Here is a 25,201-nt window from a genome sequence, read left to right as displayed (position 1 = left end):
GCTTCTAGTTGATCCGTCTATTTACATACGAGCCCATGGCCCAATACGTTTACTCCATGAATCGCGTCGGCAAAATCGTGCCGCCGAAACGCCAGATTTTGCGTGATATTTCTCTTTCGTTTTTTCCCGGCGCCAAGATCGGCGTGCTGGGCCTGAACGGGTCGGGCAAGTCGACGTTGCTCAAGATCATGGCCGGCGTGGACAAGGATATCGAAGGCGAAGCCGTGCCCATGCCGGGCTTGAACATCGGGTACTTGCCGCAAGAGCCGCAATTGGACCCCGAACATACGGTGCGCCAAGCCGTCGAAGAAGGTCTGGGGGCGGTGGTGCAGGCCAAGAAACGCCTGGATGAGGTGTACGCTGCCTATGCCGAGCCAGATGCGGATTTTGACGCGTTGGCGGCCGAGCAGGCCGACCTTGAGGCGGTGATTGCCGCAGCGGCATCCAGTGGCGCCGACGATATTGAACACCAGATGGAAATCGCCGCGGATGCGTTGCGCTTGCCGCCCTGGGAGGCGACAGTGGGCAACCTGTCGGGCGGTGAAAAGCGCCGCGTGGCGTTGTGCCGTTTGCTGCTGTCCAAGCCCGATATGCTGCTGCTGGACGAGCCGACCAACCACCTGGATGCCGAAAGCGTAGAGTGGCTCGAACAATTCCTGCATAAATTCCCTGGCACGGTGGTGGGCGTGACCCACGATCGTTATTTCCTGGATAACGCGGCCGAGTGGATTCTGGAGCTCGATCGCGGTTACGGTATTCCCTGGAAGGGCAATTACAGTTCCTGGCTCGAGCAAAAGGACGCTCGCCTCAAACAGGAAGAGTCTTCCGAATCGGCACGCCAAAAGACAATCAAGAAGGAACTCGAATGGGTGCGTCAAAACCCCAAGGGGCGTCAGGCCAAGGCCAAGGCGCGTTTGGCGCGGTTTGAGGAACTGTCATCGTACGAATACCAAAAGCGCAATGAAACCCAGGAAATTTTCATTCCAGTCGGCGAGCGTCTCGGTAACGAGGTTATCGAGTTCAATAACGTCAGCAAGGCCTACGGCGATCGTTTGCTGATCGACAACCTGAGCTTCAAGGTGCCGCCAGGCGCGATTGTGGGCATCATCGGCGCCAACGGCGCCGGTAAGTCAACGTTGTTTCGCATGATCTCCGGCCGCGAGCAGCCGGATTCGGGCAGTGTGACGCTGGGTCAGACGGTGCAGGTGGCGTTTGTCGATCAGTCGCGCGATTCGCTGCAAGACGCCAAGACCGTGTTCGACGCGGTCGCCGATGGTGCTGATTTGCTGACGGTTGGCAAGTTCGAAATGTCGTCGCGCGCTTATCTCGGTCGCTTTAATTTCAAGGGCGCGGATCAGAACAAGGTCGTCGGGCAGTTGTCAGGCGGCGAGCGTGGCCGCCTGCATCTGGCCAAGACGCTGGTCGCGGGCGGTAACGTCCTGCTGCTGGACGAACCCTCTAACGATCTGGACGTGGAAACGTTGCGGGCGCTCGAGGATGCCTTGCTGGAGTTCCCCGGCAGCGTCATGGTGATCAGCCATGATCGTTGGTTCTTGGATCGTATCGCGACTCATATCCTGGCGTTCGAGGGTGATTCGCAAGTGGTGTTTTTTGACGGCAACTATCAAGAATACGAAGCCGACAAGAAACGTCGCCTGGGCGAAGAAGGCGCCAAGCCGCGTCGTCTGCGCTACAAGGCACTGAAGTAAGCCGGGGCCGCCATGTTGCTGCGAGCTGCCGATTCAACCTTATTGATTGTGGACATGCAGGAACGTCTGCAGCCCGCGATCATGAACGGGGAGGCGTCGGCGGCGACGGCCTGCAAGTTGGCGCAGGGCGCTCGGCTGCTGGAGGTCCCGGTGGTGGCGACCGAGCACAATCGCTCGGCGCTGGGCGCGACGATTGCGTCCCTGAACGATTCGGTACAGGCGGTGTTTCAAAAACGGCATTTTTCAGCGATGGGTGAGCCAGGCTTCGAGGCTTGGTTGCCACCGGCGCGACGCACGATCCTGGTCGCCGGCTGGGAGGCTCATGTGTGTGTGCTGCAAACGATCATGGGCCTGCTCGCGCTGGATTATCGCGCGGTGCTGGTGGCGGATGCGGCGGGATCGCGTCGTGCATCGGATCAGCATGCGGGCTTGCGGCGCATGCGCGCCGCCGGAGCAACGGTCATCACAGCCGAGATGGCCCTGTTCGAATGGCTGGAGAGCTGCGACCATCCGCGTTTTCGTGATGTGTTACGACTGGTGAAATAAGCCCGACAAGCGGCAACGTTTCGCGTCTATATCAGGGTTTATACCTACGCATCGATACAATTTATGGTGATCCCTCACAGCTAGGCAGTGCACTTTCTGCGATGCTGTGTGTTCGTAGTAATACGGGGAATATTGTATATAGGCGAACCCGGCTCGATCCAGGTTTGTGAGCTTTCCCGGGCGAAGGTGCCCCACGCTTGCCATGATGTGGCGAGGTTGTCCCAGGATATGTTGTCTTGGAACGGTCCGGTGGCAAAAACAGGAGTCTCATTATGACGAAAATCGGAACTATCTCAAAAATTGTAATGACGGTCGTGCTGGCCGCATCTGCCGCGGGCTGTTCGTCCTGGGATCGCATGAGCCATCGAGATAAGGCCACCGTGGGTGGCGCGGCCGCAGGCGGCCTGGCCGGGGCCGTGATTACGAACGGCGGCGTGCTGGGGACTGTCGGGGGCGCCGCATTGGGTGGCATCATCGGGAACCAGGTTGGCAAGTAGGGAGCACGGTAAGTAGCGTCCTGCGCACCTGATATGCCCGAATACAGCAAGGCCCCGGCAGAAAAATCTGCCGGGGCCTTGTGTTGTATGGGACAACAAAAGTCGCCGTGGTCAGGCTTCTTTTTGGGGCATTTCGATTTTGACTTCCAGGACTTCGAGTGTGTCCTGGCGTTCCAGGTGCACCCGGATGTCCTCAGGGTTGATGTTCACGTATTTGGAAATAACGGCGATCAGCTCTTGCTGTAATTGTGGCAAGTAGTCGGGCGATGAGCCGCGACCCGTACGTTCGTGTGCCAGGATAATCTGCAGGCGTTCTTTGGCGACTACAGCCGAAGTTTTTTTCTGCCCAAGCAGAAACGACAGGAAGGACATCGCTTACTTTCCTCCGAACAGGCGTTTGAGGAGGCTGGGTTTGTTGTAATCCGTAAAACGCAGCGGTTTTTCTTCACCCAGGTAACGAGCCACGACGTCTTTATAAGCCTCGGCGACGTCGGTTTCGCGCAAATGAATGGCAGGCACGCCCTGGTTGGAGGCTTGTAGTACGGACTCTGATTCCGGAATGACGCCGATCAGCTTGATGCGAAGAATGTCTTCGATGTCGCCGAGGGACAGCATTTCGCCGTCATTGACACGCTTGGGGTTGTAGCGCGTCAGCAGCAGGAACTCTTTGACGGGCTCGTCGGCTTCGATGGCGCGGCGAGATTTGGCGGCCAGAATGCCCAGAATGCGATCGGAGTCGCGTACCGAGGAGACTTCGGGGTTGGTCACCACCAATGCGTCATCCGCGAAATAGGCGGCCATCAGGGCACCTGCTTCGATACCGGCGGGCGAGTCGCAAACGATGTAATCGAAGCCCATTTCTTTGAGCTCGTTGATGACTTTCTCAACGCCCTCCTGGCTGAGCGCGTCTTTGTCGCGCGTTTGCGACGCTGGCAAGATGAACAGATTTTCCAGCTGCTTGTCTTTGATCAGCGTCTGCTTGAGCGAAGCCTCGCCCTGGATGACGTTGACGAAGTCATACACGACGCGACGTTCGCAGCCCATGATGAGATCCAGGTTGCGCAGGCCGACGTCAAAGTCGATGACGACGGTTTTGTGGCCGCGCATGGCCAGGCCGGAGGAAAAGCTGGCGCTGGTGGTCGTTTTGCCGACCCCGCCTTTTCCGGAAGTCACCACCACAATTCGTGTCATGACTAATTAACCTTTATGTTCGAGGAAATCGCGTTATCGTAAAGCAAAAAGCACTGTAAGGCTTTTTACAAGTTGTAGGTCTCGCTAACGGTACGGTGTACCGAGGCGAATCCGCGTGGTGTTGCTTATTTTTTTAATGCATCGACGCTGAGTGTTTCGTTGTCGAGATAGACCAGAGCAGGCTGGTTATGCAGCGCGCTGTCGAGCTTCGCTTCTACCACACGGTAGACACCCGCGATGGCGAGAAGCTCGGCGTCAAGCTGGGTCGTGAAAATCCGTGCGGACGTATCACCGCGCGCACCGGCCATGGCTTTGCCGCGCAAGGGGCCATAGACGTGCACATTGCCATCGGCAATGACTTCGGCGCCTTGGCTCACCATACCGATCACGACCAGATCCGTATGCCGTGCATAAACACGCTGACCCGAGCGCAGGGGCTTTGTGATGACCAGCGCGGTGGTGGGCAGGGGCTCGGGCTGCGCGGAAGCTTCCGCGCTGGCTGCGGCGGCCTTGGCGTCTGTGGCCTCGGCATCGGCGGGTCCTGGCTCGCTTGGCTTGGCGGCATTCGTCGTCGGATCCTTGGCCGCCACACTAGGTACGGGTGTCGCGACGGAGGCTGAGGCCATTTCGACGGTGGCGGCAGGACGTGCCACCGGTGTGGACAGTTCGACGGGCGTGAGGCCCGCGGCCTGGGCGGACGTGAGGTTGTCCCCCTCGGCGATCACCCCAATGGGTGGCAGATTGTGGCCGCGCAGCGCGGCGATCAGGGCGGTCCAGTCGACAGGGTCCGTCACGCGGCTGGCATCTACGACGACAGGTTCGTTTTCAAAGAAACTGCCGGCGTCGGCCATGCGTTGATCGAGCGCGGTGGACAAATGTGTCAGATCGGCGCTATGCAGGACCACGCGTATGGCATACAGCGTGGCACTTTTGAAATCCAGGGCTAGGGAATCGGTAGTCATAGTTATCAATCAGGCCGTGGCCCAGGAGTCGCGCAGGGTCACGATGCGGTTGAGTACCGGGGCGTCAGGCGTGGAGTCTTGGCTGTCTGCGGTGAAATAGCCCAGCCGTTCAAATTGCCAGGTGGCACCGGGCGTGGCCACGGTACCCGGCTCTAGCCAGGCATCGACCGTTTTGCGCGAGTTCGGGTTCAGGCAGGTCAGAAAGTCCTTATCGCCGGCATCTGGGTGGGGATCAGAAAACAGACGGTCGTACAAATGGACGCGAGCCGGCACGGCATGTGCGGCGCTGACCCATGTGATGTTGCCCTTGACCTTGACGCTGTCGGCGCCGGGCGTGCCGCTCTTGGTGTCGGGCAGGTATTCGGCCTGAACCTCGGTAATCTGGCCGGACTCATCTTTAGTGAAACCGGTGCAGCGTACGACATAGCCGTATTTCAGGCGGACGGTGTTGCCCGGGAACAGGCGGAAGTACTTCTTTGGCGGTTCTTCGCGGAAGTCGTCGCGCTCGATCCAGAGCTCGCGCGAGAAGGGAAACTCGCGTTTGCCGGCTGCTGGGTCGTGAGGGTTTGTGGGGGCCGAGCAAAGCTCTTCCTGGCCCGCCGGATAGTTGGTGATGACCAATTTGACGGGGTCCAGCACGGCCACCGAACGGGCGGCGATGGGATCCAGGTCGTCGCGGACGGCTTGTTCGAGCAGGCTGTAGTCGATGCGAGAGTCGGATTTGGAGACGGCCGTGCGATCGCAGAACAGCCGGATGGCCGCGGCGGTGTAGCCGCGCCGACGCAGACCGAACAGTGTCGGCATGCGCGGGTCATCCCAGCCGTCGACGTACCCTTCGCGCACCAGTTGCAGCAATTTACGTTTGCTGGTGACGACGTAGCTCAGGTTCAGGCGCGCGAATTCGTATTGGCGCGGCAAAGGATGGCTTAGTTTGCCCAATTCGGCCAAGCGCGCCAGGATCCAGTCATAGAACGGGCGTTGGTCTTCGAATTCCAGGGTACAGATGCTGTGGGTGATGCCTTCCAGGGCGTCTTCGACCGGGTGTGCCCAACTGTACATCGGGTAGATGCACCATTTGTTGCCGGTACGGTGGTGGGTGACGTGTCGCACGCGATACATGACAGGATCGCGCAGATTGATATTCGGCGAGGTCATGTCGATTTTGGCGCGCAACACCAGGCTGCCGTCGGGGTACTTGCCGTCGCGCATGTCCGCCAGCAAGGTAAGCGACTCGGCGGCAGGACGGTCACGCCAGGGCGACGCCGTACCCGGTTCGGTCAGGGTGCCGCGGTTCAGGCGGATCTGCTCGGGTGTTTGCTCGTCGACGTAGGCGTGGCCGGCCTGCACCAGCGCCTGGGCGAATTCGTACATGAACTCGAAGTAGTCGCTGGCGAAATACAGGTTATCGTTGCCGTCGGCTTTCCAGTCGAAACCCAGCCAGTGCACGGCCTCGGCGATGGCATCGACGTATTCCTGGTCCTCTTTTTCGGGATTGGTGTCGTCAAAGCGCAGATGGCAAACCCCCCCGTATTCGCGCGCCAGACCGAAGTTGACGCAGATGCTCTTGGCGTGGCCAATGTGCAAATAGCCGTTGGGCTCGGGCGGGAACCGAGTGCGGATCCGCGCGGGATCAGGCTCGCCTTGAGACTGTACCGAGGCGGGACCGGGCACACCGGCCCAGCGCTTACCTTGGTAGCGGTTGGCCTGCAGGTCATCGTCGATGATGTTGCGCAGAAAGTTGGTGGCGGCAGACGTGGTGGGGGCGGTGGTCATGCTCAATGGAATAAGTAAATGCAGCAGCAAAGCGTCAATTTTGCCACGTTCAGCTGAAGGTGCCGTCGTAAACCCGTCTCCCACGTATCGAAAACAGGCTCTACACTACCGGCCATCATGGATATTGTTCCCCTACTACTGGCTCGCATCCAGTTTACGACCAGCCTCAGTTTCCTGGCACTGTTCATGGCCCTGGCGTTCGCGCTGGCCTGGCTGTTGCTGTTTTTTAAGTTGTGTACGCACGGACCCCGGCGGGCCGGGTGGACGGCCGCCTATCGGTTTTGGGTGCGTTTTTTCGCCCTGTCGTTTGTGTTGGCGTTGGCCTCCGGGCTGCCCGTCCTGATCCAGTTGGGCAGTTTGTGGCCGGGCCTGATGGACAAAATAGGCAATATCGCTGGACCGCTCGTGGGTTTTGGCGTGCTGTCGGTATTTATTCTGAAGTCGTGTTTTCTGGGCGTCATGCTGTTCGGTCAGCGGCGCGTTTCGGATGGCGTACACACCTTTGCCGTGTTTATGGTGGCGGTGGGGCAGGCGGCGACGCTGTTTTGGGTGCTGTCGCTGCAATCATGGGTCCAGACACCCGCGGGAGCGACACTGATCGATGCCCGATATCGGGTTTACGACTGGAATGCGGTGATTTTCAATCCCTCCCTGGGATGGAACTTGGGCTTGATGGCCCTGTGGTCTGCGTTGGCGGCGGCGTTCCTGATGCTGGGGGTCACGGCCTTGCATGCGCTGCGGCGTCCCCTGGACGACGGAGAGCGTTGCACGTTCAAGACGGCACTGGTGGTGGCGGTGGTGGCCTCTGCGCTGCAGATTCCCGTGCTCGCTGGCGCCTCACGTGTCATGGCGGAGCATCAACCCGCCAAGGCCGCTGCGGCCGCGGGTTATTGGCACAGCGGTGCCGAGCCCAGCTGGACGCTATTTGGGTGGCCAGATCATCGGGCCGAGAAAAATCGTTTTGCCTGGACGCTGGACCAGGCAGGCGGTGAATGGCTGGGCCGCGATACCCACGGGCAGTACCTGGGACTGGACACGTATTCAGGTATGCGGCCACCGGTGGCGCTGACGTTCTGGTTGTTGCGTGCCGTGTTGCTGTTGGGCGGGCTGATGTTGCTGATGTCGTGGGCCACCCTGATCCTGACGGCGCGACGTGGGCTGGATCCGTCTCACTTGCCTCGCTGGTGGCTACGCCTGATGGTGGGCATGGTGTACACCGGCGGCCTCGCCGTGCTGGCGGGAGGCGTTTTTTCGTTGGTGGGGATGCAGCCGTATGCGGTCAACGGCACGATCACGCAAACCGAGGTGCTGGGCACGACCGGCACAGCTGCACTGGCGTTGGGTCTGGTGGGCTATAGCGTGTTGTATATCGTGCTGATCGCGGCTTTTAACAGCATGTTGTTTCACGCAGTCCGCTACGGGGTCGTACCGGTACGCAAACCCGGAGGGGGGGCCCAATGATCGCTGCGCTGGCTGCTTCGCTGGGCGTGAGTGCCAATGATCCGACATTCTGGATCCCGTTGGTGTTCATGGGCCTGCTGTTTTTGTTAATCGCCGGCGGTGTCGTGCTCGATGGCTTTGATATCGGCGTGGGCATGTTGCTGCCGTTGGCGCCGGCCCACGAACGCGGGCGCATGATGGGCTTGCTTAGCCCATGGCGGGACGCCAACGAATTTTGGCCCCTGTTGGGGATAGGCTTGTGTGCCGCGGCCTTCCCGTTGTCGTGGGGGGTGGTGTTCGGCAGGCTGTATGGCCCGCTTGCGCTGATGGCGCTGGGGCTGATGTTGCGCAGTGTGTCCTTTGAATTTCGGATTCGGGCGCGTGCCGAGACCAAGCCGCGCTGGATTTTCGGATTCTGCCTGGGATCGCTGGCGACCGCTTTTGGCCAAGGCCTGATCCTGGGGCGCATCGCCACGGGTTATCAGACGGCCTCCGGCTACGGCTGGTTTACGGTTCTGATCGGGCTGTGTGTGGTGGCGGCCTATGGATTGCTGGGAGCGGCTTGGCTAGTGATGCGTGTCGATGGCGACTTACAGCGTCGCGCGGCGCGCTGGGCGCGTCATGCGATCCGCTGGACGGCGGTGGGCATGGTAGGCACCTCGGTCATGCTGGGACTGGCAAATGCCGGGATTTTCTACAAATGGAGCAACCCAGGTGGATTGGCGACCGTTGTGGGGGTATGGGCGGTCATGTTGCTTTGTTTCTCGTTCGTCGAAATGCTGTTGGTGCGGGTGCCACGCCACGAGTCGGCCTACCATTGGCTGCCGTTTGTATTGTGTGTGGTGTTGATCTGGCTGATGTTGGCCGGGCTGGCATATAGCCTGTTTCCGTACCTGATCCTGGACGACATGACGCTCTGGGACGGCACGGCCTCTATCGAGTCGATGCGGCTCGTGTTGTCGGCGGCGGTGGTGGGCGCGCCCGTGGTGTTGATTTTCAACCTGTGGGCGTACCGGTCCGTGTTTGGCAAAGAACGTCGTAGTTAGCAGTTTTTGCGGCGAGATGCCGTCAATTTGGCACCTTGTGCCGGTCGGGCTTTTGCCGCTAAATCAGGCGATTAACGGCAACCGAATACGCACGAGCAGCCCGCCACTCTTGGCCTGCAGCAACTCGAGGCTGCCTGCGTGGGCCCGGGCAATCGCGTCTGCCAACGCCAGGCCCAGGCCGACGCTGCCGGTGCGAGTTCGTGCATCGTCCAGGCGGGCAAAGGGGCGCAATGCCTCCGTACGCCGTTCCGGATCGATACCCGGGCCGTGGTCCGCCACGTCCAGGACGGCATGCTGGTCTTGACGATACAAGCGGATATCAATCGGTGGTTGGCCGTGATGCAAGGCGTTACCGATCAGATTGTCCAGCAGTCGTCCGAGTGCGGGCGCATCGCCCTGGATGGTCATGGCTTCGTCAGTCGCGTCCAGCGTGATCGCGGTGCCGGTACTAGTCCAGCCACCGACGTAGTCGTCCAGCCATTCGGCCAGGACCAATGGGGTGTACCGATACGCGGCGGGATCGGTGCCACGGACAAATCCAATAAATTGGTCGACCATGCGCTGCATATCCTGCAGGTCTTTGCGCAGGCCTTCTTTCAGCGTCGGGTCATCGGCCATTTCGATACGCAGCCACATACGCGACAACGGGCCTTTCAGGTCGTGAGGCAGCCCGGATAGCAATGTGCGACGGACCGAATCGGATTCGGCCAGGGCGTCCAGCATGGCGTTAAAGCGTTCCCCGAGTGCCCATGTCTCGTTCGGACCAGAGGGCACGACGCGTTGCGGTTGGCCGGCCGCCAAGCGGTCGGCGGCTTCGGCCAGGCGAGTCAGGGGACGGGTGATGTGCCAGGAAAAGCCGGCCGCCAGCAATAGCACCAGACCCAGTCCGCCCAGCCATGCCGCGATCATGGGGGGGGCCAGTGGGGGATCCAGGCGTTCGAGCGGGATGACGAGCCATTCGCGCAGGCGCGGGGCATCCTCGCTGTCGGGATTGCGGGCCAGCGATATGTAGATTTCGGGATCGGGGCCATGCGAGAGCGCGACGCGGGTGCCGTCGTTGAGTCTGTCATTCAGATCACGGATCGGCCCACGCAATTCGCGCCGGATGTCATCGGGCGGTCGATTGCCATCGCCTCGGACGTTACCCCCCCGGCGTGATGACTCGGATGAGGGAGGGCGAGGCGACTGAGGCCGGTATGTTTGCTGAAGCTGGGCTTCTGCGGGCAACGTTCGCGACCACAGCCGCCATTGATTCTGCGAGGCGTTGCGCACGAAATCGGCGCGATCCTCGGTGGGGATTTGCGACAGCGACGCACGCAGCGTACGAATGGTGGTGGCGATATAGCTGATCGCCACATCTTCGATGAATTTTTGGCGATAGTACGACGCCGTGGTCAGCGTGGCCGCCTGCGCCAGGAGAACCGCGCCAAGGACGAGCAGAATAAGGCGTGCCCGCAGCGAGCGCGGTAATAAAATTCGGGTCAGGCGATGCATGCGTCGTCGCGTGGTTTAAGGCGAGAATCGATAGCCAATGCCCCAAACGGTCTGGATCCATCGAGGTTGTTTGGGGTCGTCTTCGATGGCGCGGCGCAGACGCAGAATGGCGATGTCGATCGCGCGGTCGTTGCGCTCGCCCGCATCATCGTCGCGGGCGAGGACCAGCAGTCGCTCGCGCGACAAGGGCTTGCCTGCATTACGAACCAGTGCTTCCAGCAGGTTGATCTCACCTCCGGTCAGCTTGACGACTTCGCCGTCGCGCAGCAGTTGACGCATAGCGGGGTCGAACGTAAAGGGGCCGAAAGTCACCGGGGCATCTTTGGTCAAGGCCGAAGGGCCGCGCTTGCGGCGCAAGATGGCCTCGATACGCGCCAGGAGCTCACGCGGATCGAACGGTTTGCCCAGATAATCGTCTGCGCCAGCCTCCAGGCCGATGATGCGGTCTACGGTTTCATCGCGGGCGGTCAACAAGATAACGGGGAGGTCTTCGCCCTGTTCGCGCAGGCGACGGCAGGCATCCGCACCATCACCGCCGGGCATCATGCGATCCAGCACCAGCAGGTCGGGCGCGTAACGGGCAATGCGCGCGGGCAGATCGCTCGCATCGGCCGCCAACAGCGTATCGTAACCGTGGCGATTCAGGTAGTCAGCGAGCAATTGCCGTAAGGCGGGGTCGTCATCGACGACCAGCAGCTTGGTATGAGGAGTATCCATGTCACCATAGTGGCCGTGGAATGGCTTGGGAGCAAGAGGGCAGAAACGGATTGAAATATACCGTGGCTGTGCAGGTATTTCACGAAGACGGTATGTAGAGTCACTAAAATCGTGCCTGAATTTTCGCGTTTGCTGATGAACGTTTGCTGATGTTTTGTTTTCCGATGTCTATTTTGCTCGAAACCCTGTTTATATGCGCGCGCTCGGGCAGGCGGGCGGCACGGCTGCCATTGGCGGCAATATCCGTGTGTGTGGGGGGATTGGGGGCGTGTGCGTCGGTTGAGCCGCCCCTGGACATCGCAGCGGCGGCTCGCGATCCCGTCCCCAATGGCTTGTTGAGCACAACGGCGCCACCTGGCAGCATTGCGGATCTCGAGCCCAAACAGACGGCCGTGCCCGTCGCCCGGTTGATACAGGATGCGATCGAACGCGCCTCTCGAGAGGGCATCGGCGCGTTGGCGCCCGCCAATTCGATACCGGTCGCGCCCGCTGCCGACATACCGCTGCGTGAGCTGCCGCTCGATCCCATGCCGTGCGAGATGTCGCCGGCCGAGGGGTTGATCGATGCGTCATTGCAGATCGATGCGCCCGCGGCCCCCTTGCCCGTCCAATGCGCCAGTCTGTTCCCCGATATCGCGTCGGTGCCGGAGCAATCGTATTCTTTTGGGCTGGAGACGACGGAACTGGCGGCCGAGCATCCCGTCATATTGGTAACGCGCGCGCATCCCTCTACCCACCCCTGGTTTTCGGCCGTCGGGTCGCAGCAGGGCTTTGCTTATAGCGGGGGGCGATGGACCTATCGTGACGCCGAGGGGCCCATGCTGTCTCTGGGTAATTTGACTGCCAACGCACCGATCTGGGGCGGCACGGTCCCCATCGGTGGCCTGCAAGTCTCGTCTGGCTGGCGTGGCGGAATACAAACGCTGCCTGAGGGCGCGTTGGCTTATTCGTCGTCGGTGGGCCTGCTCAACTACACCGACACGGCCGCGTCGTCGGGGGCGATCGATTATGGCGTGACGGCCGGTAGCGGATCGCTACGCTATGGGCTGACGCCGGCGCTCACCGTGGAGAGCCAAATGCAGAGCGCGCCGAATCTGGCGACGCAGGGTGTCGGGACGACGTATGCCGCAGGCGATCTGGGTGCGTTCGCCTTTGGCGCGACACAAAGTACCTTTGACAGTGTGAACGCCTGGCGTTATCGCTTTGGTTACAGCGTCAACCTGGCCGAGTCGGTCAGCCTGGCGGTGACGAATGAGCACATTGATGCCGGGTTTGGGGATCTGGCCTCGTACCGCAACGGGGCAGGAATCGCACCCCAAATGCGTAATACTCTGGCGGCGGGCGTTCCGCTGTCTGGTTGGGGAACACTGACCGGGACGTATACCGATACGCAGGATGCCGGCGTCTCGGTGGAGCAGCGCTTTGGTCTGGAACACAGCATGCTGGTCGCGCCCACCGTCCGGTTGGCCGTTGGCGCCGATCGCGATGTGGTGACCGGCGACTATGAAGTGCGCGCGGGCATCAGTATGCCGGTCGATACGTTTATGTATGGGCGATGGTTGTCGTGGTAGCGCGGCAACGGCGCGGAAAAGCGGGCGAGGTCAAATTGTGCACCCCTGCGCCCCAGGGAATCGCAATGGGGCTTAAAATCGCCGCCATGACGTTTTTCGCTACTTCCCATGTCTGACCCGCGCGCCCAGGACGTCCTGCAGCGCGTTTTTGGTTACGAATCCTTCCGAGGCGACCAGCAATCCATTGTCGATCATGTCATCGACGGTGGCGATGCGCTGGTCTTGATGCCTACCGGTGGTGGTAAATCGCTGTGCTACCAGGTGCCCGCGCTGGTCCGCCCGGGTACCGGTATCGTGGTGTCCCCCCTGATCGCGTTGATGCAAGATCAGGTCGACGCCCTGACCGAGCTGGGGGTACGCGCCGCGTTTCTCAATTCGACACAAGACTGGCGCGTGGCGCGCGAGGTCGAGCAAGCCTTTCTGAATGGCGAGCTCGACCTGCTGTACGTGGCGCCCGAGCGATTGCTGACCGATCGGTGCCTGCAATTACTCGAGCGTGGCCGCATTGCCCTGTTTGCGATTGACGAGGCGCATTGTGTATCGCAATGGGGGCATGATTTCCGCCCCGAGTACCTTGGGCTGTCGATGCTGCACGAGCGCTGGCCCGACGTGCCGCGCATTGCCCTGACGGCGACTGCGACGGCGACCACACGCGTCGAGATCGCGCAGCGTCTGGCGTTGGATCACGCCGAGCATTTTGTGGCGAGCTTTGATCGCCCGAACATTCGCTATCGCATCGTCGAAAAAAACGAAGTGCGCCGTCAGTTGCTGGAGCTGATCCGCACCGAGCACGAGGGCGATTCGGGTGTGGTGTATTGCTTGTCACGCGCTCGTGTCGAGGAAACCGCCGATTTTCTTTGCCAGAACGGAGTTAACGCGTTGCCGTACCACGCCGGGTTAAATCCCGCAGTACGGGCCGGGAACCAGTCACGTTTTTTGCGCGAAGACGGCATCGTCATGGTCGCGACCATCGCCTTCGGCATGGGGATCGACAAGCCTGACGTCCGGTTTGTCGCGCACATTGATTTGCCCAAATCGGTGGAAGGCTATTATCAGGAAACGGGCCGGGCGGGTCGCGATGGTTTGCCTGCCTCGGCGTGGTTGGCCTATGGTTTGCAAGACGTGGTGCAGCAGCGCAGGATGATTGACGAGTCCCAGGGGGACGAGTCGTATCGGCGGCGATTGGGGCAACAGCTCGACGCGATGCTGGGGCTGTGCGAGACCGTAGAGTGCCGACGCGTGCGCCTGCTGGCGTATTTTGGGCAGACGATTACGGCCTGCGGGAATTGCGATGTCTGCCTCGAGCCGCCGCAGGCCTGGGATGGCACCGTCGCCGCACAGAAAGTGCTGTCGGCCGTTTATCGGCTATGGAAAGAGCGAGGGCAGCGTTACGGGGCGGGCCACATCATCGACATCCTGCGTGGCAAGGTCACTGATCGTACACGCCAGCATGGGCACGACACCCTGAGTGTATTTGGCGTTGGGGCCGACCTGTCCGACAACGCGTGGCGCGGCGTCTTGCGCCAATTGCTGGCTCAGGGCTTGCTGACCGTGGATCACGAGGGCTATGGCACGCTGGCCCTGACCGAGGGCAGCCGCGCGGTACTCAAGGGCGAGCATCAATTGATGCTGCGGCGCGAATCCGAAAAGAAACCCCGCAGTTCGAAGTCGAGCAATCGGACTCGCGCGGTCATCGTTGATCTGCCTACCGAAGCCCAGCCGCTGTTTAATGCCCTGCGCAATTGGCGCGGCGAGATTGCGAAGAACAACGGCGTGCCCGCTTATGTGATTTTTCACGATGCAACGCTGCGTGAAATCGCGATGGCCCGGCCAGCGTCCATGGAAGACCTGGGCCACATCAGCGGCGTCGGGGCGCGCAAGCTCGAGGCTTATGGCGAGGATATCCTGCGCTTGGTGCAATAGCCCACGCATCTGCGGTGCCCTGTGGTAGGGCGAGCCTCGGATTGATCCATGCAAAGACGCCCCTGGACTTGAACTGACCCCAAGAAGTCGAACACCAGTCCAACCCTTGGGGTCAGTTCAAGTCGGGGGGACGTCCGCGTATTTACTTGCCGAACAACTCCGCGCTGTCTGAAGGCGGCGTAAGACCCAAATGTCGCCAGGTCGTCAGCGTGGCCGTGCGTCCGCGTGGCGTGCGCTGCAGATAGCCGTGTTGAATGAGGTAGGGTTCGATCACGTCTTCGATGGTGTCACGCTCTTCGCCAATAGCTGCCGCGAGGCTGTCTACGCCCACTGGCCCGCCATCAAATTTGTGAATGATGGCCTCGAGGAGCTTGCGATCCATCAGGTCCAGGCCTTGAGGGTCGACCTCCAGCATCGCTAGCGCGCGATTGGCCGAGTCAGTATCGATGATGCCTCGCGATTTGACTTGCGCATAGTCACGCACGCGCCGCAACAAGCGGTTGGCGATACGCGGCGTGCCGCGTGCGCGCCGCGCGACCTCATTCGCACCATCAGGGGTGATTTCGACATTGAGCAGGCCCGCGCTACGCGTCACGATGCGTGCCAGGTCTTCTGCGTTATAGAACTCCAGGCGCGACACAATGCCAAAACGGTCACGCAGCGGATTGGTCAGCATCCCTGCGCGCGTGGTGGCGCCGACCAGCGTAAAGGGCTGCAGATCCAGTTTGACGCTGCGGGCAGCGGGGCCTTCGCCGATCAGGATGTCGATCTGAAAATCTTCGAGTGCCGGATACAGAATTTCTTCAACGACGGGTGACAAGCGGTGAATTTCGTCGATGAACAGGACGTCGTTTTTTTCCAGGTTGGTCAGCAGTGCTGCCAGATCGCCCGGTCGCTCGAGCACGGGTCCGGATGTCTGGCGCAGTTGCACGCCCATTTCGTGCGCGATGATGTGTGCCAGCGTTGTTTTGCCCAGCCCGGGCGGACCGAATAACAGTACATGATCCAGAGCCTCGCCGCGATTGCGCGCCGCCTGAATGAATATCTCAAGCTGCTCGCGGGCGCGTCGCTGCCCCACATACTCTTGCAGGGCTTTGGGCCGCAAGGCGCGTTCAATGGACTCTTCGTTGGGTGATACCGGTTGCGGTGTGACCAGACGAGGAGCGTCGGGCAAAGAGGAAAGCGAATCGGACTGGATGGCCATAGTTCAGAACGGGCTGGAAAAACGCCGGCGGGCAGGGATCGTACACCCCGCAGGGTACACCACCACGCAGGGTCAGCGCACCAGCGATTTGAGAGCCAAACGGATCCCGTCCGACACACTCGCGCTGTCGGGCAGACTCTTGAGCGCCGTCTGCGATTCCTTGTCCGAGTAACCGAGCGCCAGCAGGGCATTCAGAATGTCGGTCTGCGCGTCGGGGATCGCGTGCGCCGCGACGCCCAGGTCGGCGCCCAGTTTGCCCCGCATTTCCAGCAGCAGGCGTTCGGCAGTCTTCTTGCCAATCCCCGGTACGCGTGTCAGCCGGCCGGGCTCTTGCAGCGTGATCGCCTGCGCAAGATCCCCTACCGACATCCCCGACAACACCGCCAGCGCGATGCGGGCGCCAATGCCGCTGACTTTGATCAGCTCGCGAAACGCACTGCGTTCACTAGCCGTGGCAAATCCGTACAAAATGTGCGCATCTTCGCGGACCGTCAGATGGATATACAGCGTTACCCGCGATCCCAGATCGGGCAAGTTGTACAGCGTGCTCATGGGAACGTCGATGTCGTAGCCCACGCCATTGACGTCCACGCACAGCGTGGGCGGGAGTTTTTCGATCAGGGTTCCGGTGATGCGTCCGATCATGGTGTCGATATACCAACAAACGAGTGTAAGAGGGCGCGCGTTGCGCCGCGTGTTGCAGGCATTCTATACGGTGTGTGGGTCGCCTTAGGCCTTGCGGTCGTCTACTTAGATCACCAATCGCCCGCGCCGCACCCGTGCGCGGCCGCTCCCCAGGGGGGAAGACGCGCCTGCCAGCCCGCTCAGCCGTGCTTGCAGGGGGCCGACATGAGCATGGCAGATGGCGCAGGCCAGGGCGTCGGCGGAGTCAGGCGCAGGGACGCCATCCAGTGATAGCAGGCGTTGCACCATCATCTGGACTTGTTCTTTGGCCGCTCGGCCAGTGCCGACGACCGCCTTTTTTATTTGCAGCGCCGTGTATTCGTGCACCGCCAGTTGACTGTCTGCCAGCGCGCAGAGTGCCGCGCCACGCGCCTGCCCCAGCAGCAGGGTTGATGCGGGGTTGGTATTCAGGAAGACAATTTCCAGCGCGGCGACATCCGGTTGTGTATCGCGCGCGACTTGCCGCAGATTGTCCAGAATCACTTTCAAACGCTCTGGCAGCGTCAGCGCCGGCGGGACCACGATGGTGCCGCTGGCGACGTAACGCAGTCGCATGCCATCGGCATCGATCACACCGAAACCGGTGCGGCGCAGGCCGGGGTCGATGCCGAGAACACGCATTAGTGGCGGAAGTGACGCGTGCCGGTCAGCACCATGGCAATGCCATGTTCATCGGCTGCCGCGATGACTTCGTCATCACGGACGCTGCCACCCGGTTGAATCACGCACGTTGCGCCGGCACCGACCACCACATCCAGGCCATCGCGGAACGGGAAGAAGGCGTCCGACGCCACGGCCGAGCCTGCCAGCGTCAACCCGGCGTTTTCGGCCTTGATCGAGGCAATGCGGGCCGAGTCCACGCGACTCATCTGACCTGCGCCCACGCCCAGCGTCATCCCGCCGCCGACGAACACAATGGCGTTGGATTTGACGTACTTGGCCACTTTCCAGGCAAAGGTCAGGTCGTTCATTTCCTGCTCGGTGGGTTGACGCTTGGTCACCACCTTGAGTGCGTCGCGCGGCACCTGGAAGGCGTCGGGCGTTTGCACCAGCCAACCGCCACCCACGCGCTTGATGTCGAAATCATTCTGGCCTACGCCAGTGGGGATTTCGAGGACGCGCACGTTTTTCTTGGCGGCCAGCACTGCCAGAGCGGCGCCGTCATAGGCGGGGGCCAGCAGGACTTCCAGGAACTGGCTGCTGACCGCTTCGGCCGTGGCGGCGTCTACCGGACGGTTAAACGCGATGATGCCGCCAAAGGCCGACGTGGGGTCGGTCTTGAATGCTTGCTGGTAAGCGTGCAGGGTGTCTTGCGCGACGGCGACGCCGCAGGGGTTGGCATGCTTGACGATGACGCAGGCCGGCGTGTCAAAGCTACGCACGCATTCCCAGGCTGCATCGGCGTCGGCGATGTTGTTGTACGAGAGTTCTTTGCCTTGCAGTTGGCGATAGTTGCCCAACAGGCCGGGCGCGCGCTGAGCGTCGACGTAGAACGCGGCCTTTTGGTGCGGGTTTTCGCCATAACGCAGGGCTTGTGCCTGTTGGACCTGCAGGGTCAGTGTGCGGGGCCAATCCTGACGGGCCGGCGCCGCATCTTGTGCCGGCGCGGCTTCGGCCAGGCTGGTCAGGTAGGCGGCGATGGCGCCGTCGTAGGAGGCCGTGTGGGCATAGGTCTTGGCAGCCAACTCCAGGCGCAGCGCATACGACGTACTGCCCGTTTGATCCATTTCGTTCAGTACGCGGGTGTAGTCGATCGGATCGATGACGACCGTGACGCCACCGGCGTCGGTACCGTGGTTTTTGGCGGCAGCGCGCAGCATGGCGGGGCCGCCGATATCGATGTTTTCCACAGCGTCGGCAAAGCTGCAATTGGGCTTGGCGACGGTTTCGCGGAACGGATACAGGTTGACGACCAGCATGTCGATGCGATCGATGCCGTGTTTCGCGATGGTGTCCAGGTGTTCGGCGCTATCGCGGCGAGCCAGCAGGCCGCCATGGATCTTGGGATGCAGCGTCTTGACGCGGCCGTCCAGGATTTCGGGCGAGCCCGTGTGGGCGGCAACCTCGGTGACCGTCAGGCCGGACTCGGCCAGCAGGCGAGCCGTGCCCCCGGTGGATAGGAGGCGTACGCCGCGTGAGGCCAGAGCGCGGGCGAATTCGACGATGCCGGTCTTGTCGGACACCGAGAGCAGGGCGGTTTCGATTTTCATAATGGACGGCTGATAAAAGGGAAAACAGTCAGAAGCGCAGAGCGCTGAAGAGGCTCAGGGCTGGATGTTGTGCGCCTGAAGTTTTTTGCGCAGCGTATTGCGGGTGATGCCCAATATTTCGGAGGCTCGGGACTGGTTTCCGCCCGACCGTTCCAGCGCGACTTCGAGCACCGGGCGTTCGACGCAACGCATCACCATATCCCACATGTCGTGAGGCTCGGAGTCGCCCAAGTCTTCGAAATAGCGAGCCAGGCTGGCGCGCACGCAGTCTTCCAGGACATCTTTCTTACTCATTTGTACAGCTTTTATAGTTGGAGGTGAGTAGCGGATCACGCCGCCAGCAGTGGTTGCGCGGTGAGGGCCGGGATAGGCGGCCCACCGCGCGCAAGTTCGTCGAACCAGTCCGACACGGCGCGCCATTGGTCGCGCGTGTTGTCGATCTGGTTCATGCGGTCGCGAAACGGATCTGCGCCGGGCAGCCCGTCCACGTACCAGCCTATATGTTTACGCGCCGAGCGAACACCGGTGTGCTCACCGTAAAAGCGGTAGTGATCATCCAGATGTTCGAGCAGCAAATCACGCATTTCGTCGCAAGACGGCGGGGGGAGCCGATCGCCTGTGCGCAGAAAATAATCAATTTCGCGAAAAATCCAGGGCCGTCCCTGGGCCGCCCGGCCGATCATGATCGCGTCGGCACCAGTGTAGTCCAGGACAAAGCGGGCCTTGTCGGGCGAGTCGATGTCGCCATTGGCGACGACCGGGATGGAGAGCTCGGCCTTGACGGCACGGATGGTGTCATATTCGGCTTGGCCCGTATAAAGATCGGCGCGGGTGCGGCCATGCAGAGCCAGGGCGGCAATGCCGGCATCCTGGGCCTGTCGGGCGACTCGCAGCGCATTGCGGTGTTCTCGATCCCAGCCCGTGCGGGTTTTCAGGGTGACCGGGACGCCCAGCGGAGCACATGCTGCCACGACGGCATCCAGGATGCGGGCGACCAGGTCTTCGTCGCGCAGCAGCGCCGAGCCCGAGGCCAGATTACATACTTTTTTGGCCGGGCAACCCATATTGATATCGATGATGCGTGCACCGCGTTCGGCATTGAATACGGCCGCCTCGGCCATCATGGCGGGATCGGCGCCGGCGATTTGCACGGCCACCGGCGCGATTTCGCCATCATGATTCAGGCGACGCGAGGTCTTGACGCTATCCCACAGGCGTGGATTGCTGGCGGCCATTTCCGATACCGCATAGCCTGCGCCCAATCGTTTACATAATTGACGGAAAGGACGATCCGTCACCCCCGCCATGGGAGCGACCAGAACGTTATTGGAAAGCGTCCACGGGCCGATGCGCATGCGCACATTTTAACCGACCCGGGCGCGTGGTTTTGGGTCAGGCGCGAAATCCTTGCAATAAATGACGCGCGAGAGGAGCCCGTAGCGGCGCGGCCAGATCGAGCGCCAGCAAACCGGCTCCGCAGGCATGCTCCAACGGCGCCAGGCGCGTCGCAAAGGCGCGCGGCATCAGATCGGTCAAGCCTGCTGTGATCCATCGATCAGCACGGCGCGCACTGACAAACTCAGCGAGTCTCGCGCCGGGATTGTCAGCGGGGCACGATAACCATTCCGTGAGGGTATGCGCCAGACGTGCGGCGTCGCGCAGGCCCAGGTTCAGTCCTTGACCCGCGACCGGGTGCAACGTTTGCGCGGCGTTGCCGATGGCGACCAGGCGTCCCTGGACGAGGGTGCGTCGTGCGCTGAGCGCCAGCGGAAATACATGGCGCGGGGCCTGGCTGGACAAGCGGCCGAGCCGCGTGCCGAAGGCTTCGCTCAGCGCTGCGGAGAAAGCGCCGTTCTCCATTTGAGCCAGTTGGGCCGCGCGCCCGGGAGCGCTGCACCACACCACCGAATACGCCCGGGCGTCCAGGGGGTGCGGAAGCAAGGCCAGCGGCCCTTCACGGGTGAAGCGTTCCCACGCCCAGGCCGCCCGGGGGAGTGTCGCTACCGCGCTGGTCACGATGGCATGCTGATCGTATTCGCGACGGATGTCGGCGCCACCACTGCCGTCCGACAACACGGCGATGCCGCAGCGTAGCTCGGTGTCACCCTGGCGCACCCGAATGCCCAGGCTATCCTGGTCTTGCGCCTGCGCGGGGGGGCCATACAGGATCGTGACACCGCTGGCTGCGACGCATGCCTGCAGCGTGGCATGCAGTTCCGCATACGACACAACGCTGCCCAGGCGCGGGACCTGAAAATCGTCACTGTGGATGATGGTGCTGCCCAGGCGCCCGCGCTGCGAGACATGAACGTGGCGGATATCCGCCGCGCGACCGGACCAGGCCTGTAGCGACTCCAGCAATACGCGGCTGCCATGGTTCATTGCCAGCACGCGCGGATCGGCTGCCGGGGACGACGCAAGCAGGGCAGGGGTGGCCGGCGGAGATCCGGCGAGCAAGACAATGCGTTCTGGTTGTGCCGTCTGGCGAGCCAATAGCAGCGCAAGCACATGCCCGACCGGGCCAGCGCCCAAAATCGCGATATCGTAAGCAGACTGAGTCATGTCGGAATTTTACCGTCTGCCTCTACAATCCCATTATGTCGTCTTCCCAACTCATCGCTTCCGCTCCCACTATTCGCCCGCGCAACAAGATTGTGCTGGGGTTGCTGGCCTGTTTTTTAGGATGGCTGGGAGCGCATTGGTGGTATTTGGGGCGACGCTATGCCTGGGTAGTCACGCTGGCTTCAGTCGTCTGCTTGCTGGTGGCCTTGCGGTTTCCCGTGTGGTACGACAATCCGGCGTTTTTTCTGGTATTCATCCCGATGATCGATGGGTTCATCGAGGGAGTGGTGTTCAGCCTGATGCCAGACGAAAAATTCGACCGCTTGTATCACCCCGAGCAGGGGCGCGTGACGCACACCGGCTGGGGCCCGGTACTGGTGGCGATCATCGGTGGCCTGGTCGGCTCGACCGCCGGCATTTTTGCGATTGCGATGGTGGTGGTCTACACCTGGACAGCCTTGGGCTGGCTGGACGGATATGTGTTGTAGCGCTTGAACTGGCTCATCTTGCGCAGAATGCGGAGATAGTCGACCACGGGGCGTTTACGGCTTTGCGTTTAAACGGGATGTCAATGCGCTCATTCCCGCATCAGCGCCTCGATTTCTTTGGCATCCACCGGCACGCCCCGGGTGATGAGCTCACAGCCCTCCGCCGTGACCAGTGCGTCGTCTTCGATGCGGATGCCAATATTCCAGAATGACTCCGGCACATCGTCGGCCGCGCGTACGTAGATGCCGGGTTCGATCGTGAGCATCATGCCGGCCTCCAGCGTGCGCCAGGGGCGTTCCGCGTCCGAGGGCGCGCCTTGCCGGTAGTCTCCCACATCATGTACGTCCAGGCCCAGCCAATGACCGGTGCGATGCATATAAAACTGTGTGTGCGCGCCCGAATCGAGAACGCCGTCCAGCGAGCCTTGCAGCAATCCCTCGTCCAGCATGCCTTGTGCCAGGACACGCACGGCCGCTTCGTGGCTGTCGTTCCAGCACCGTCCAGGCGCGGTGGCCTGGACGGCGGCTTGCTGCGCGGCCACGGTCAGGTCGTAGAGGGCACGTTGCGGACCGGTAAAGCGACCGTTGGCAGGAAACGTGCGGGTGATGTCGGACGCGTAGCTGTCATATTCGCAGCCGGCGTCAATCAGGACGAGATCGCCGTCGCGCAGCACCGTATCGCCCGCTGCATAATGCAGCACGCAGGCATTGGCGCCCGCGGCCACGATGCTGGGGTAGGCGGGCGCCTGCGCGCCATGGCGCCGAAACTCATACAGCAGCTCGGCCTCCAATTGATACTCATGCAACCCGGGTCGGGCGGCTCGCATCGCGCGGGCATGGGCGCCGGCCGAAATCCGGGCGGCTTGACGCATCGTCGCAATCTCGCTGGCGTCTTTGATGACGCGCATTTCGGCCAGCACGGGGCGCAGATCCTGAATGTGCGCGGGTGGCTGGCGTCGGCCACGGCCTTGCTGCTCGGCTTGTGCCAGCCAGCGGCGCAGTTTGCGTTGAGCTGAGCCCGCGGCGGCAAAGGGACGATAGAGCACGGACTGATCCAGCAATAGCGCGGGCAGCAGCGTGTCCAATTGATCGATGGCGTAGGCCTCGTCGAAGGCATAGCGTGCGATCGCCTCATCGGGTCCGCATCGAAAACCTTCCCAGATTTCGTGTTCAGGATTCTTGGCCCGGCAAAACAGAATCGCCCGGTCGGTGGTACCCGCTACCAGCACTAGCCATGCCTCGGGCTCGATAAAGCCCGTCAGATAATAAAAGTCACTATCGTGGCGATACGGGTACTCGGCATCGTGGTTGCGCTCGGCCTGCGGCGCCGTTGATAGCACCGCGATGCCACCGCCTGCGGCGTGCATTTGCGCCAGCAACCGCCGGCGGCGATCAACAAACGGAGTGATGTCAGTGCAGGGCAGGCTCATGGCAGATTGGGCGGACCCGAGAGCCCGTCGTCAAAAGATGCGAACACCATACTGTATTTCACGCAGACCCCGTGGTGGAGGTATGTATAGTCTTTGCTTGTGCGTGGCGGTATTTCTTGCGCTGAGTCTGTTGCATCGCTGCACAATGCTTGCAAATGGCAAGAGTCCGTCGCGGGAAAACCCTTGCTCGGGATGGCAAGTTCGCGTAGCATTGAATTGTTTACATCATACGGAGCCTTCTGTGAATACCGATTCCGGCGACAGTAGTCGACCTTACGTCGACGTCGCTGCCTGACAGGAACTCCGCAGAATCTCCTTCTGCCGCATCCTGCCAGTGCAGGGTGCGGTGCGTGACACACGTCCTGTGTTGTCATTTCCCACCAAACCGCCAGAACCGCCGCTATTTCAACGCAGCCCGCGTTAACGCGTACCTATCGTGCGCCTTGCGTGTCGCTGCGTGGTGACGTGCGTATTCGCTGAATGCTTTTTGCTTTGTCAGGAGGCTGCTATGCGTTTATTTGATCTGTTCATGCGCCGCGCTGGCGTGGACCGCGCCAGCTCGCTCAATCGCCGCCACGGCATGTCGCGCTTGACCATCGTGTGTCCGCGCGATGCCCTGGGTGCCGTACGCAAGCAAGTTTGTTCGGATTTTGGTGCAGCGGGGCTTAATGTCGCGCAATTCCAGATAGACACTAATCGTGACGCCGACTTTGCGTCGGCATGCATTACCGTCAATTGTCCACCCGAGCTGCGGCCCGAACTGATGTCGCAGGCGCGTCGCCTGCAGGCGAACCCCTCCGTTCGCCATGTGCATTTCGGTACATCGGGTCACATCGCTAGCGCCGCTGCCTGATTTCGGGCATGGACTATCTGGGCTGGCTCGTTCCCTGGGAGTTTTCCCCCTCGCTGGTCGCCGCATTCGTGGCGGCCAGCGTGTTGTTTATTCGCGGTCAGCGCGTGCATCGCGTCACCAAAGCACGCCAGTTTCTGTTCTGGACCGGTATGGCGCTGCTGTATCTCTCGCTCCATACCCGGGTCGACTACTACGCCGAGCGCATGTTTTTCATACATCGCATCCAGCACTTGGTCCTGCACCATCTGGGGCCGTTGCTCGTGATGGCGGCGTTTCCGGGATCCGTTATGCGCGCGGCCCTGCCGATGGCCTGGCGAGTCCGTTTACGGGATTTTTTGCGCACCGGCGCTGGCCGGGCCTTGGTGGGCGTACTCACCCACAAATATCTCGTTCCCGCGCTGTTCGTCTTTCTCGTTCTGGTCTGGCTCATTCCGTCGGTACAGTTTTATTCCATGCTGGATTGGCGCTTGTACCGGTTGATGAATTGGTCCGTCGTGATCAGCGGCTTCATGTACTGGAACTTGATCCTGGATCGACGTCCCAGTCCGCCGGCCGCCATGAGCCCGGGCGGGCGCGTCCTTTCCCCCGTGCTGACCATGGCCCCGCAGATGGTGGCCGGCGCGGTCATCGCCTTTACCGAATCCGATATCTATCCCTTGTTTGACCTGTGTGGCCGGGCGATTGCCATGTCGGCGCAGACCGACCAGACCATTGGTGGCCTTACCATGTGGATCCCGGCAGCGATGATCGAGGTTTTTGGGTTGATGGTGGCACTGGGCACGTTGATGCGCCTATCCGCCAAAGGCCGTTTACGCCCCGAAGACCGCCAGGCAATCGATCGTGCGCGTCGTCAGATCAACGCGGACAAGACCGCGATCGGTTCCTGAGGGGCCGTAGCGGG

The 25,201-nt window shown here is 61.5% G+C and carries 24 protein-coding genes; 10 read left to right on the top strand and 14 right to left on the bottom strand.

Going from position 1 to position 25,201, the window contains the following annotated elements:
- Nucleotides 1-35 precede the first annotated feature (35 nt).
- The 3 genes from ettA (at nt 36) to ACYVDM_RS05780 (ending at nt 2,752) form a co-directional block, all read left to right on the top strand.
- Entirely contained in the window at nt 36-1,709 is a 1,674-nt protein-coding gene (gene ettA, locus ACYVDM_RS05790; protein WP_415789475.1) for an energy-dependent translational throttle protein EttA, read from the top strand.
- Between the two features lie 12 nt (nt 1,710-1,721).
- A complete protein-coding gene (locus ACYVDM_RS05785; RefSeq protein ID WP_415789473.1) occupies nt 1,722-2,255 on the top strand; it encodes an isochorismatase family protein in 534 nt (177 codons plus the stop codon).
- Nucleotides 2,256-2,527: 272 nt separating this feature from the next.
- The gene (locus ACYVDM_RS05780; RefSeq protein ID WP_415789471.1) at nt 2,528-2,752 is read left to right on the top strand and encodes a glycine zipper 2TM domain-containing protein; all 225 of its coding nucleotides are present in this window, start codon (nt 2,528-2,530) and stop codon (nt 2,750-2,752) included.
- A 111-nt stretch (nt 2,753-2,863) separates the two neighbouring features.
- Here ACYVDM_RS05780 and minE read toward each other — a convergent pair whose 3' ends face one another.
- The 4 genes from minE to ACYVDM_RS05760 all read right to left on the bottom strand — a co-directional run bounded on the left by minE (nt 2,864) and on the right by ACYVDM_RS05760 (nt 6,678).
- Entirely contained in the window at nt 2,864-3,124 is a 261-nt protein-coding gene (minE, locus tag ACYVDM_RS05775) for a cell division topological specificity factor MinE (RefSeq protein ID WP_415789469.1), read from the bottom strand.
- A gap of 3 nt (nt 3,125-3,127) precedes the next feature.
- On the bottom strand, nt 3,128-3,943 hold the full coding sequence (minD, locus tag ACYVDM_RS05770; RefSeq protein ID WP_415789467.1) for a septum site-determining protein MinD: 816 nt from the start codon (nt 3,941-3,943) through the stop codon (nt 3,128-3,130).
- A 125-nt stretch (nt 3,944-4,068) separates the two neighbouring features.
- Nucleotides 4,069-4,905: a septum site-determining protein MinC gene (gene minC / locus ACYVDM_RS05765; RefSeq protein WP_460475322.1), complete on the bottom strand. Its 837-nt coding sequence runs from the start codon at nt 4,903-4,905 to the stop codon at nt 4,069-4,071.
- A gap of 9 nt (nt 4,906-4,914) precedes the next feature.
- Entirely contained in the window at nt 4,915-6,678 is a 1,764-nt protein-coding gene (locus ACYVDM_RS05760) for a glutamine--tRNA ligase/YqeY domain fusion protein (protein ID WP_415789465.1), read from the bottom strand.
- Between the two features lie 117 nt (nt 6,679-6,795).
- On the opposite strand from ACYVDM_RS05760, the gene ACYVDM_RS05755 reads away from it, so the two are divergent.
- Both ACYVDM_RS05755 and ACYVDM_RS05750 read left to right on the top strand, forming a co-directional pair.
- On the top strand, nt 6,796-8,139 hold the full coding sequence (locus tag ACYVDM_RS05755; RefSeq protein WP_415789463.1) for a cytochrome ubiquinol oxidase subunit I: 1,344 nt from the start codon (nt 6,796-6,798) through the stop codon (nt 8,137-8,139).
- Complete coding sequence (locus tag ACYVDM_RS05750) at nt 8,136-9,164, top strand: cytochrome d ubiquinol oxidase subunit II (RefSeq protein ID WP_415789461.1); 1,029 nt, start codon at nt 8,136-8,138, stop codon at nt 9,162-9,164. Before ACYVDM_RS05755 ends, ACYVDM_RS05750 begins: the two co-directional genes overlap by 4 nt.
- Before the next feature lie 63 nt (nt 9,165-9,227).
- On the opposite strand, the gene risK is transcribed toward ACYVDM_RS05750, so the two are convergent.
- Both risK and ACYVDM_RS05740 read right to left on the bottom strand, forming a co-directional pair.
- Entirely contained in the window at nt 9,228-10,658 is a 1,431-nt protein-coding gene (gene risK / locus ACYVDM_RS05745; RefSeq protein ID WP_415789458.1) for a sensor histidine kinase RisK, read from the bottom strand.
- Between the two features lie 15 nt (nt 10,659-10,673).
- Nucleotides 10,674-11,375, bottom strand: a complete 702-nt coding sequence (locus ACYVDM_RS05740) for a response regulator (protein ID WP_415789456.1) — start codon at nt 11,373-11,375, stop codon at nt 10,674-10,676.
- 164 nt (nt 11,376-11,539) lie between these two features.
- Between ACYVDM_RS05740 and ACYVDM_RS05735 the strand changes: the two genes are divergently transcribed.
- Nucleotides 11,540-12,946: a fimbrial protein gene (locus ACYVDM_RS05735; protein ID WP_415789454.1), complete on the top strand. Its 1,407-nt coding sequence runs from the start codon at nt 11,540-11,542 to the stop codon at nt 12,944-12,946.
- A gap of 108 nt (nt 12,947-13,054) precedes the next feature.
- Complete coding sequence (gene recQ, locus ACYVDM_RS05730) at nt 13,055-14,869, top strand: DNA helicase RecQ (protein ID WP_415789452.1); 1,815 nt, start codon at nt 13,055-13,057, stop codon at nt 14,867-14,869.
- A gap of 142 nt (nt 14,870-15,011) precedes the next feature.
- Here recQ and ruvB read toward each other — a convergent pair whose 3' ends face one another.
- The 7 genes from ruvB to ACYVDM_RS05695 form a co-directional block, all read right to left on the bottom strand.
- Nucleotides 15,012-16,073 (bottom strand): Holliday junction branch migration DNA helicase RuvB, encoded by a 1,062-nt coding sequence (ruvB, locus tag ACYVDM_RS05725; RefSeq protein WP_415789450.1) that lies wholly within the window; start codon nt 16,071-16,073, stop codon nt 15,012-15,014.
- 72 nt (nt 16,074-16,145) lie between these two features.
- Nucleotides 16,146-16,718, bottom strand: coding sequence for a Holliday junction branch migration protein RuvA (gene ruvA, locus ACYVDM_RS05720; RefSeq protein WP_415789448.1), 573 nt, complete (start codon nt 16,716-16,718; stop codon nt 16,146-16,148).
- A 105-nt stretch (nt 16,719-16,823) separates the two neighbouring features.
- Nucleotides 16,824-17,378 (bottom strand): crossover junction endodeoxyribonuclease RuvC, encoded by a 555-nt coding sequence (gene ruvC / locus ACYVDM_RS05715; RefSeq protein WP_415789446.1) that lies wholly within the window; start codon nt 17,376-17,378, stop codon nt 16,824-16,826.
- Entirely contained in the window at nt 17,378-18,967 is a 1,590-nt protein-coding gene (purH, locus tag ACYVDM_RS05710) for a bifunctional phosphoribosylaminoimidazolecarboxamide formyltransferase/IMP cyclohydrolase (protein WP_415789444.1), read from the bottom strand. The genes ruvC and purH overlap by 1 nt, the downstream gene beginning before the upstream one ends.
- Before the next feature lie 54 nt (nt 18,968-19,021).
- Nucleotides 19,022-19,261, bottom strand: a complete 240-nt coding sequence (locus tag ACYVDM_RS05705; protein WP_415789442.1) for a helix-turn-helix domain-containing protein — start codon at nt 19,259-19,261, stop codon at nt 19,022-19,024.
- A 35-nt stretch (nt 19,262-19,296) separates the two neighbouring features.
- Complete coding sequence (gene dusB / locus ACYVDM_RS05700; protein ID WP_415789440.1) at nt 19,297-20,322, bottom strand: tRNA dihydrouridine synthase DusB; 1,026 nt, start codon at nt 20,320-20,322, stop codon at nt 19,297-19,299.
- Nucleotides 20,323-20,359: 37 nt separating this feature from the next.
- Nucleotides 20,360-21,529: a UbiH/UbiF/VisC/COQ6 family ubiquinone biosynthesis hydroxylase gene (locus tag ACYVDM_RS05695; RefSeq protein ID WP_415789438.1), complete on the bottom strand. Its 1,170-nt coding sequence runs from the start codon at nt 21,527-21,529 to the stop codon at nt 20,360-20,362.
- A gap of 35 nt (nt 21,530-21,564) precedes the next feature.
- On the opposite strand from ACYVDM_RS05695, the gene ACYVDM_RS05690 reads away from it, so the two are divergent.
- A complete protein-coding gene (locus ACYVDM_RS05690; protein WP_415789436.1) occupies nt 21,565-22,017 on the top strand; it encodes a TM2 domain-containing protein in 453 nt (150 codons plus the stop codon).
- Nucleotides 22,018-22,106: 89 nt separating this feature from the next.
- Here ACYVDM_RS05690 and ACYVDM_RS05685 read toward each other — a convergent pair whose 3' ends face one another.
- Complete coding sequence (locus ACYVDM_RS05685; protein WP_415789433.1) at nt 22,107-23,447, bottom strand: aminopeptidase P N-terminal domain-containing protein; 1,341 nt, start codon at nt 23,445-23,447, stop codon at nt 22,107-22,109.
- Between the two features lie 508 nt (nt 23,448-23,955).
- On the opposite strand from ACYVDM_RS05685, the gene ACYVDM_RS05680 reads away from it, so the two are divergent.
- Together ACYVDM_RS05680 and ACYVDM_RS05675 are read left to right on the top strand one after the other, a co-directional pair.
- Entirely contained in the window at nt 23,956-24,300 is a 345-nt protein-coding gene (locus ACYVDM_RS05680) for a hypothetical protein (RefSeq protein ID WP_415789431.1), read from the top strand.
- Nucleotides 24,300-25,187, top strand: a complete 888-nt coding sequence (locus tag ACYVDM_RS05675; protein WP_415789653.1) for a cytochrome c oxidase assembly protein — start codon at nt 24,300-24,302, stop codon at nt 25,185-25,187. Before ACYVDM_RS05680 ends, ACYVDM_RS05675 begins: the two co-directional genes overlap by 1 nt.
- Nucleotides 25,188-25,201 lie beyond the last annotated feature (14 nt).

The organism is Bordetella tumulicola, from assembly GCF_054779135.1.
The sequence above is the reverse complement of the archived record's forward strand: the minus strand, read 5'-3'. Positions and strand labels throughout refer to the sequence as shown.

Excerpts from the sequence above, each read along its gene's own strand:
- ettA (WP_415789475.1), top strand. The coding sequence starts at position 36 with ATGGCCCAATACGTTTACTCCATGAATCGCGTCGGCAAAATCGTGCCG.
- ACYVDM_RS05785 (WP_415789473.1), top strand. The coding sequence starts at position 1,722 with ATGTTGCTGCGAGCTGCCGATTCAACCTTATTGATTGTGGACATGCAG.
- ACYVDM_RS05780 (WP_415789471.1), top strand. The coding sequence starts at position 2,528 with ATGACGAAAATCGGAACTATCTCAAAAATTGTAATGACGGTCGTGCTG.
- minE (WP_415789469.1), bottom strand. The coding sequence starts at position 3,124 with ATGTCCTTCCTGTCGTTTCTGCTTGGGCAGAAAAAAACTTCGGCTGTA.
- minD (WP_415789467.1), bottom strand. The coding sequence starts at position 3,943 with ATGACACGAATTGTGGTGGTGACTTCCGGAAAAGGCGGGGTCGGCAAA.
- minC (WP_460475322.1), bottom strand. The coding sequence starts at position 4,905 with ATGACTACCGATTCCCTAGCCCTGGATTTCAAAAGTGCCACGCTGTAT.
- ACYVDM_RS05760 (WP_415789465.1), bottom strand. The coding sequence starts at position 6,678 with ATGACCACCGCCCCCACCACGTCTGCCGCCACCAACTTTCTGCGCAAC.
- ACYVDM_RS05755 (WP_415789463.1), top strand. The coding sequence starts at position 6,796 with ATGGATATTGTTCCCCTACTACTGGCTCGCATCCAGTTTACGACCAGC.
- ACYVDM_RS05750 (WP_415789461.1), top strand. The coding sequence starts at position 8,136 with ATGATCGCTGCGCTGGCTGCTTCGCTGGGCGTGAGTGCCAATGATCCG.
- risK (WP_415789458.1), bottom strand. The coding sequence starts at position 10,658 with ATGCATCGCCTGACCCGAATTTTATTACCGCGCTCGCTGCGGGCACGC.
- ACYVDM_RS05740 (WP_415789456.1), bottom strand. The coding sequence starts at position 11,375 with ATGGATACTCCTCATACCAAGCTGCTGGTCGTCGATGACGACCCCGCC.
- ACYVDM_RS05735 (WP_415789454.1), top strand. The coding sequence starts at position 11,540 with ATGTCTATTTTGCTCGAAACCCTGTTTATATGCGCGCGCTCGGGCAGG.
- recQ (WP_415789452.1), top strand. The coding sequence starts at position 13,055 with ATGTCTGACCCGCGCGCCCAGGACGTCCTGCAGCGCGTTTTTGGTTAC.
- ruvB (WP_415789450.1), bottom strand. The coding sequence starts at position 16,073 with ATGGCCATCCAGTCCGATTCGCTTTCCTCTTTGCCCGACGCTCCTCGT.
- ruvA (WP_415789448.1), bottom strand. The coding sequence starts at position 16,718 with ATGATCGGACGCATCACCGGAACCCTGATCGAAAAACTCCCGCCCACG.
- ruvC (WP_415789446.1), bottom strand. The coding sequence starts at position 17,378 with ATGCGTGTTCTCGGCATCGACCCCGGCCTGCGCCGCACCGGTTTCGGT.
- purH (WP_415789444.1), bottom strand. The coding sequence starts at position 18,967 with ATGAAAATCGAAACCGCCCTGCTCTCGGTGTCCGACAAGACCGGCATC.
- ACYVDM_RS05705 (WP_415789442.1), bottom strand. The coding sequence starts at position 19,261 with ATGAGTAAGAAAGATGTCCTGGAAGACTGCGTGCGCGCCAGCCTGGCT.
- dusB (WP_415789440.1), bottom strand. The coding sequence starts at position 20,322 with ATGCGCATCGGCCCGTGGACGCTTTCCAATAACGTTCTGGTCGCTCCC.
- ACYVDM_RS05695 (WP_415789438.1), bottom strand. The coding sequence starts at position 21,529 with ATGACTCAGTCTGCTTACGATATCGCGATTTTGGGCGCTGGCCCGGTC.
- ACYVDM_RS05690 (WP_415789436.1), top strand. The coding sequence starts at position 21,565 with ATGTCGTCTTCCCAACTCATCGCTTCCGCTCCCACTATTCGCCCGCGC.
- ACYVDM_RS05685 (WP_415789433.1), bottom strand. The coding sequence starts at position 23,447 with ATGAGCCTGCCCTGCACTGACATCACTCCGTTTGTTGATCGCCGCCGG.
- ACYVDM_RS05680 (WP_415789431.1), top strand. The coding sequence starts at position 23,956 with ATGCGTTTATTTGATCTGTTCATGCGCCGCGCTGGCGTGGACCGCGCC.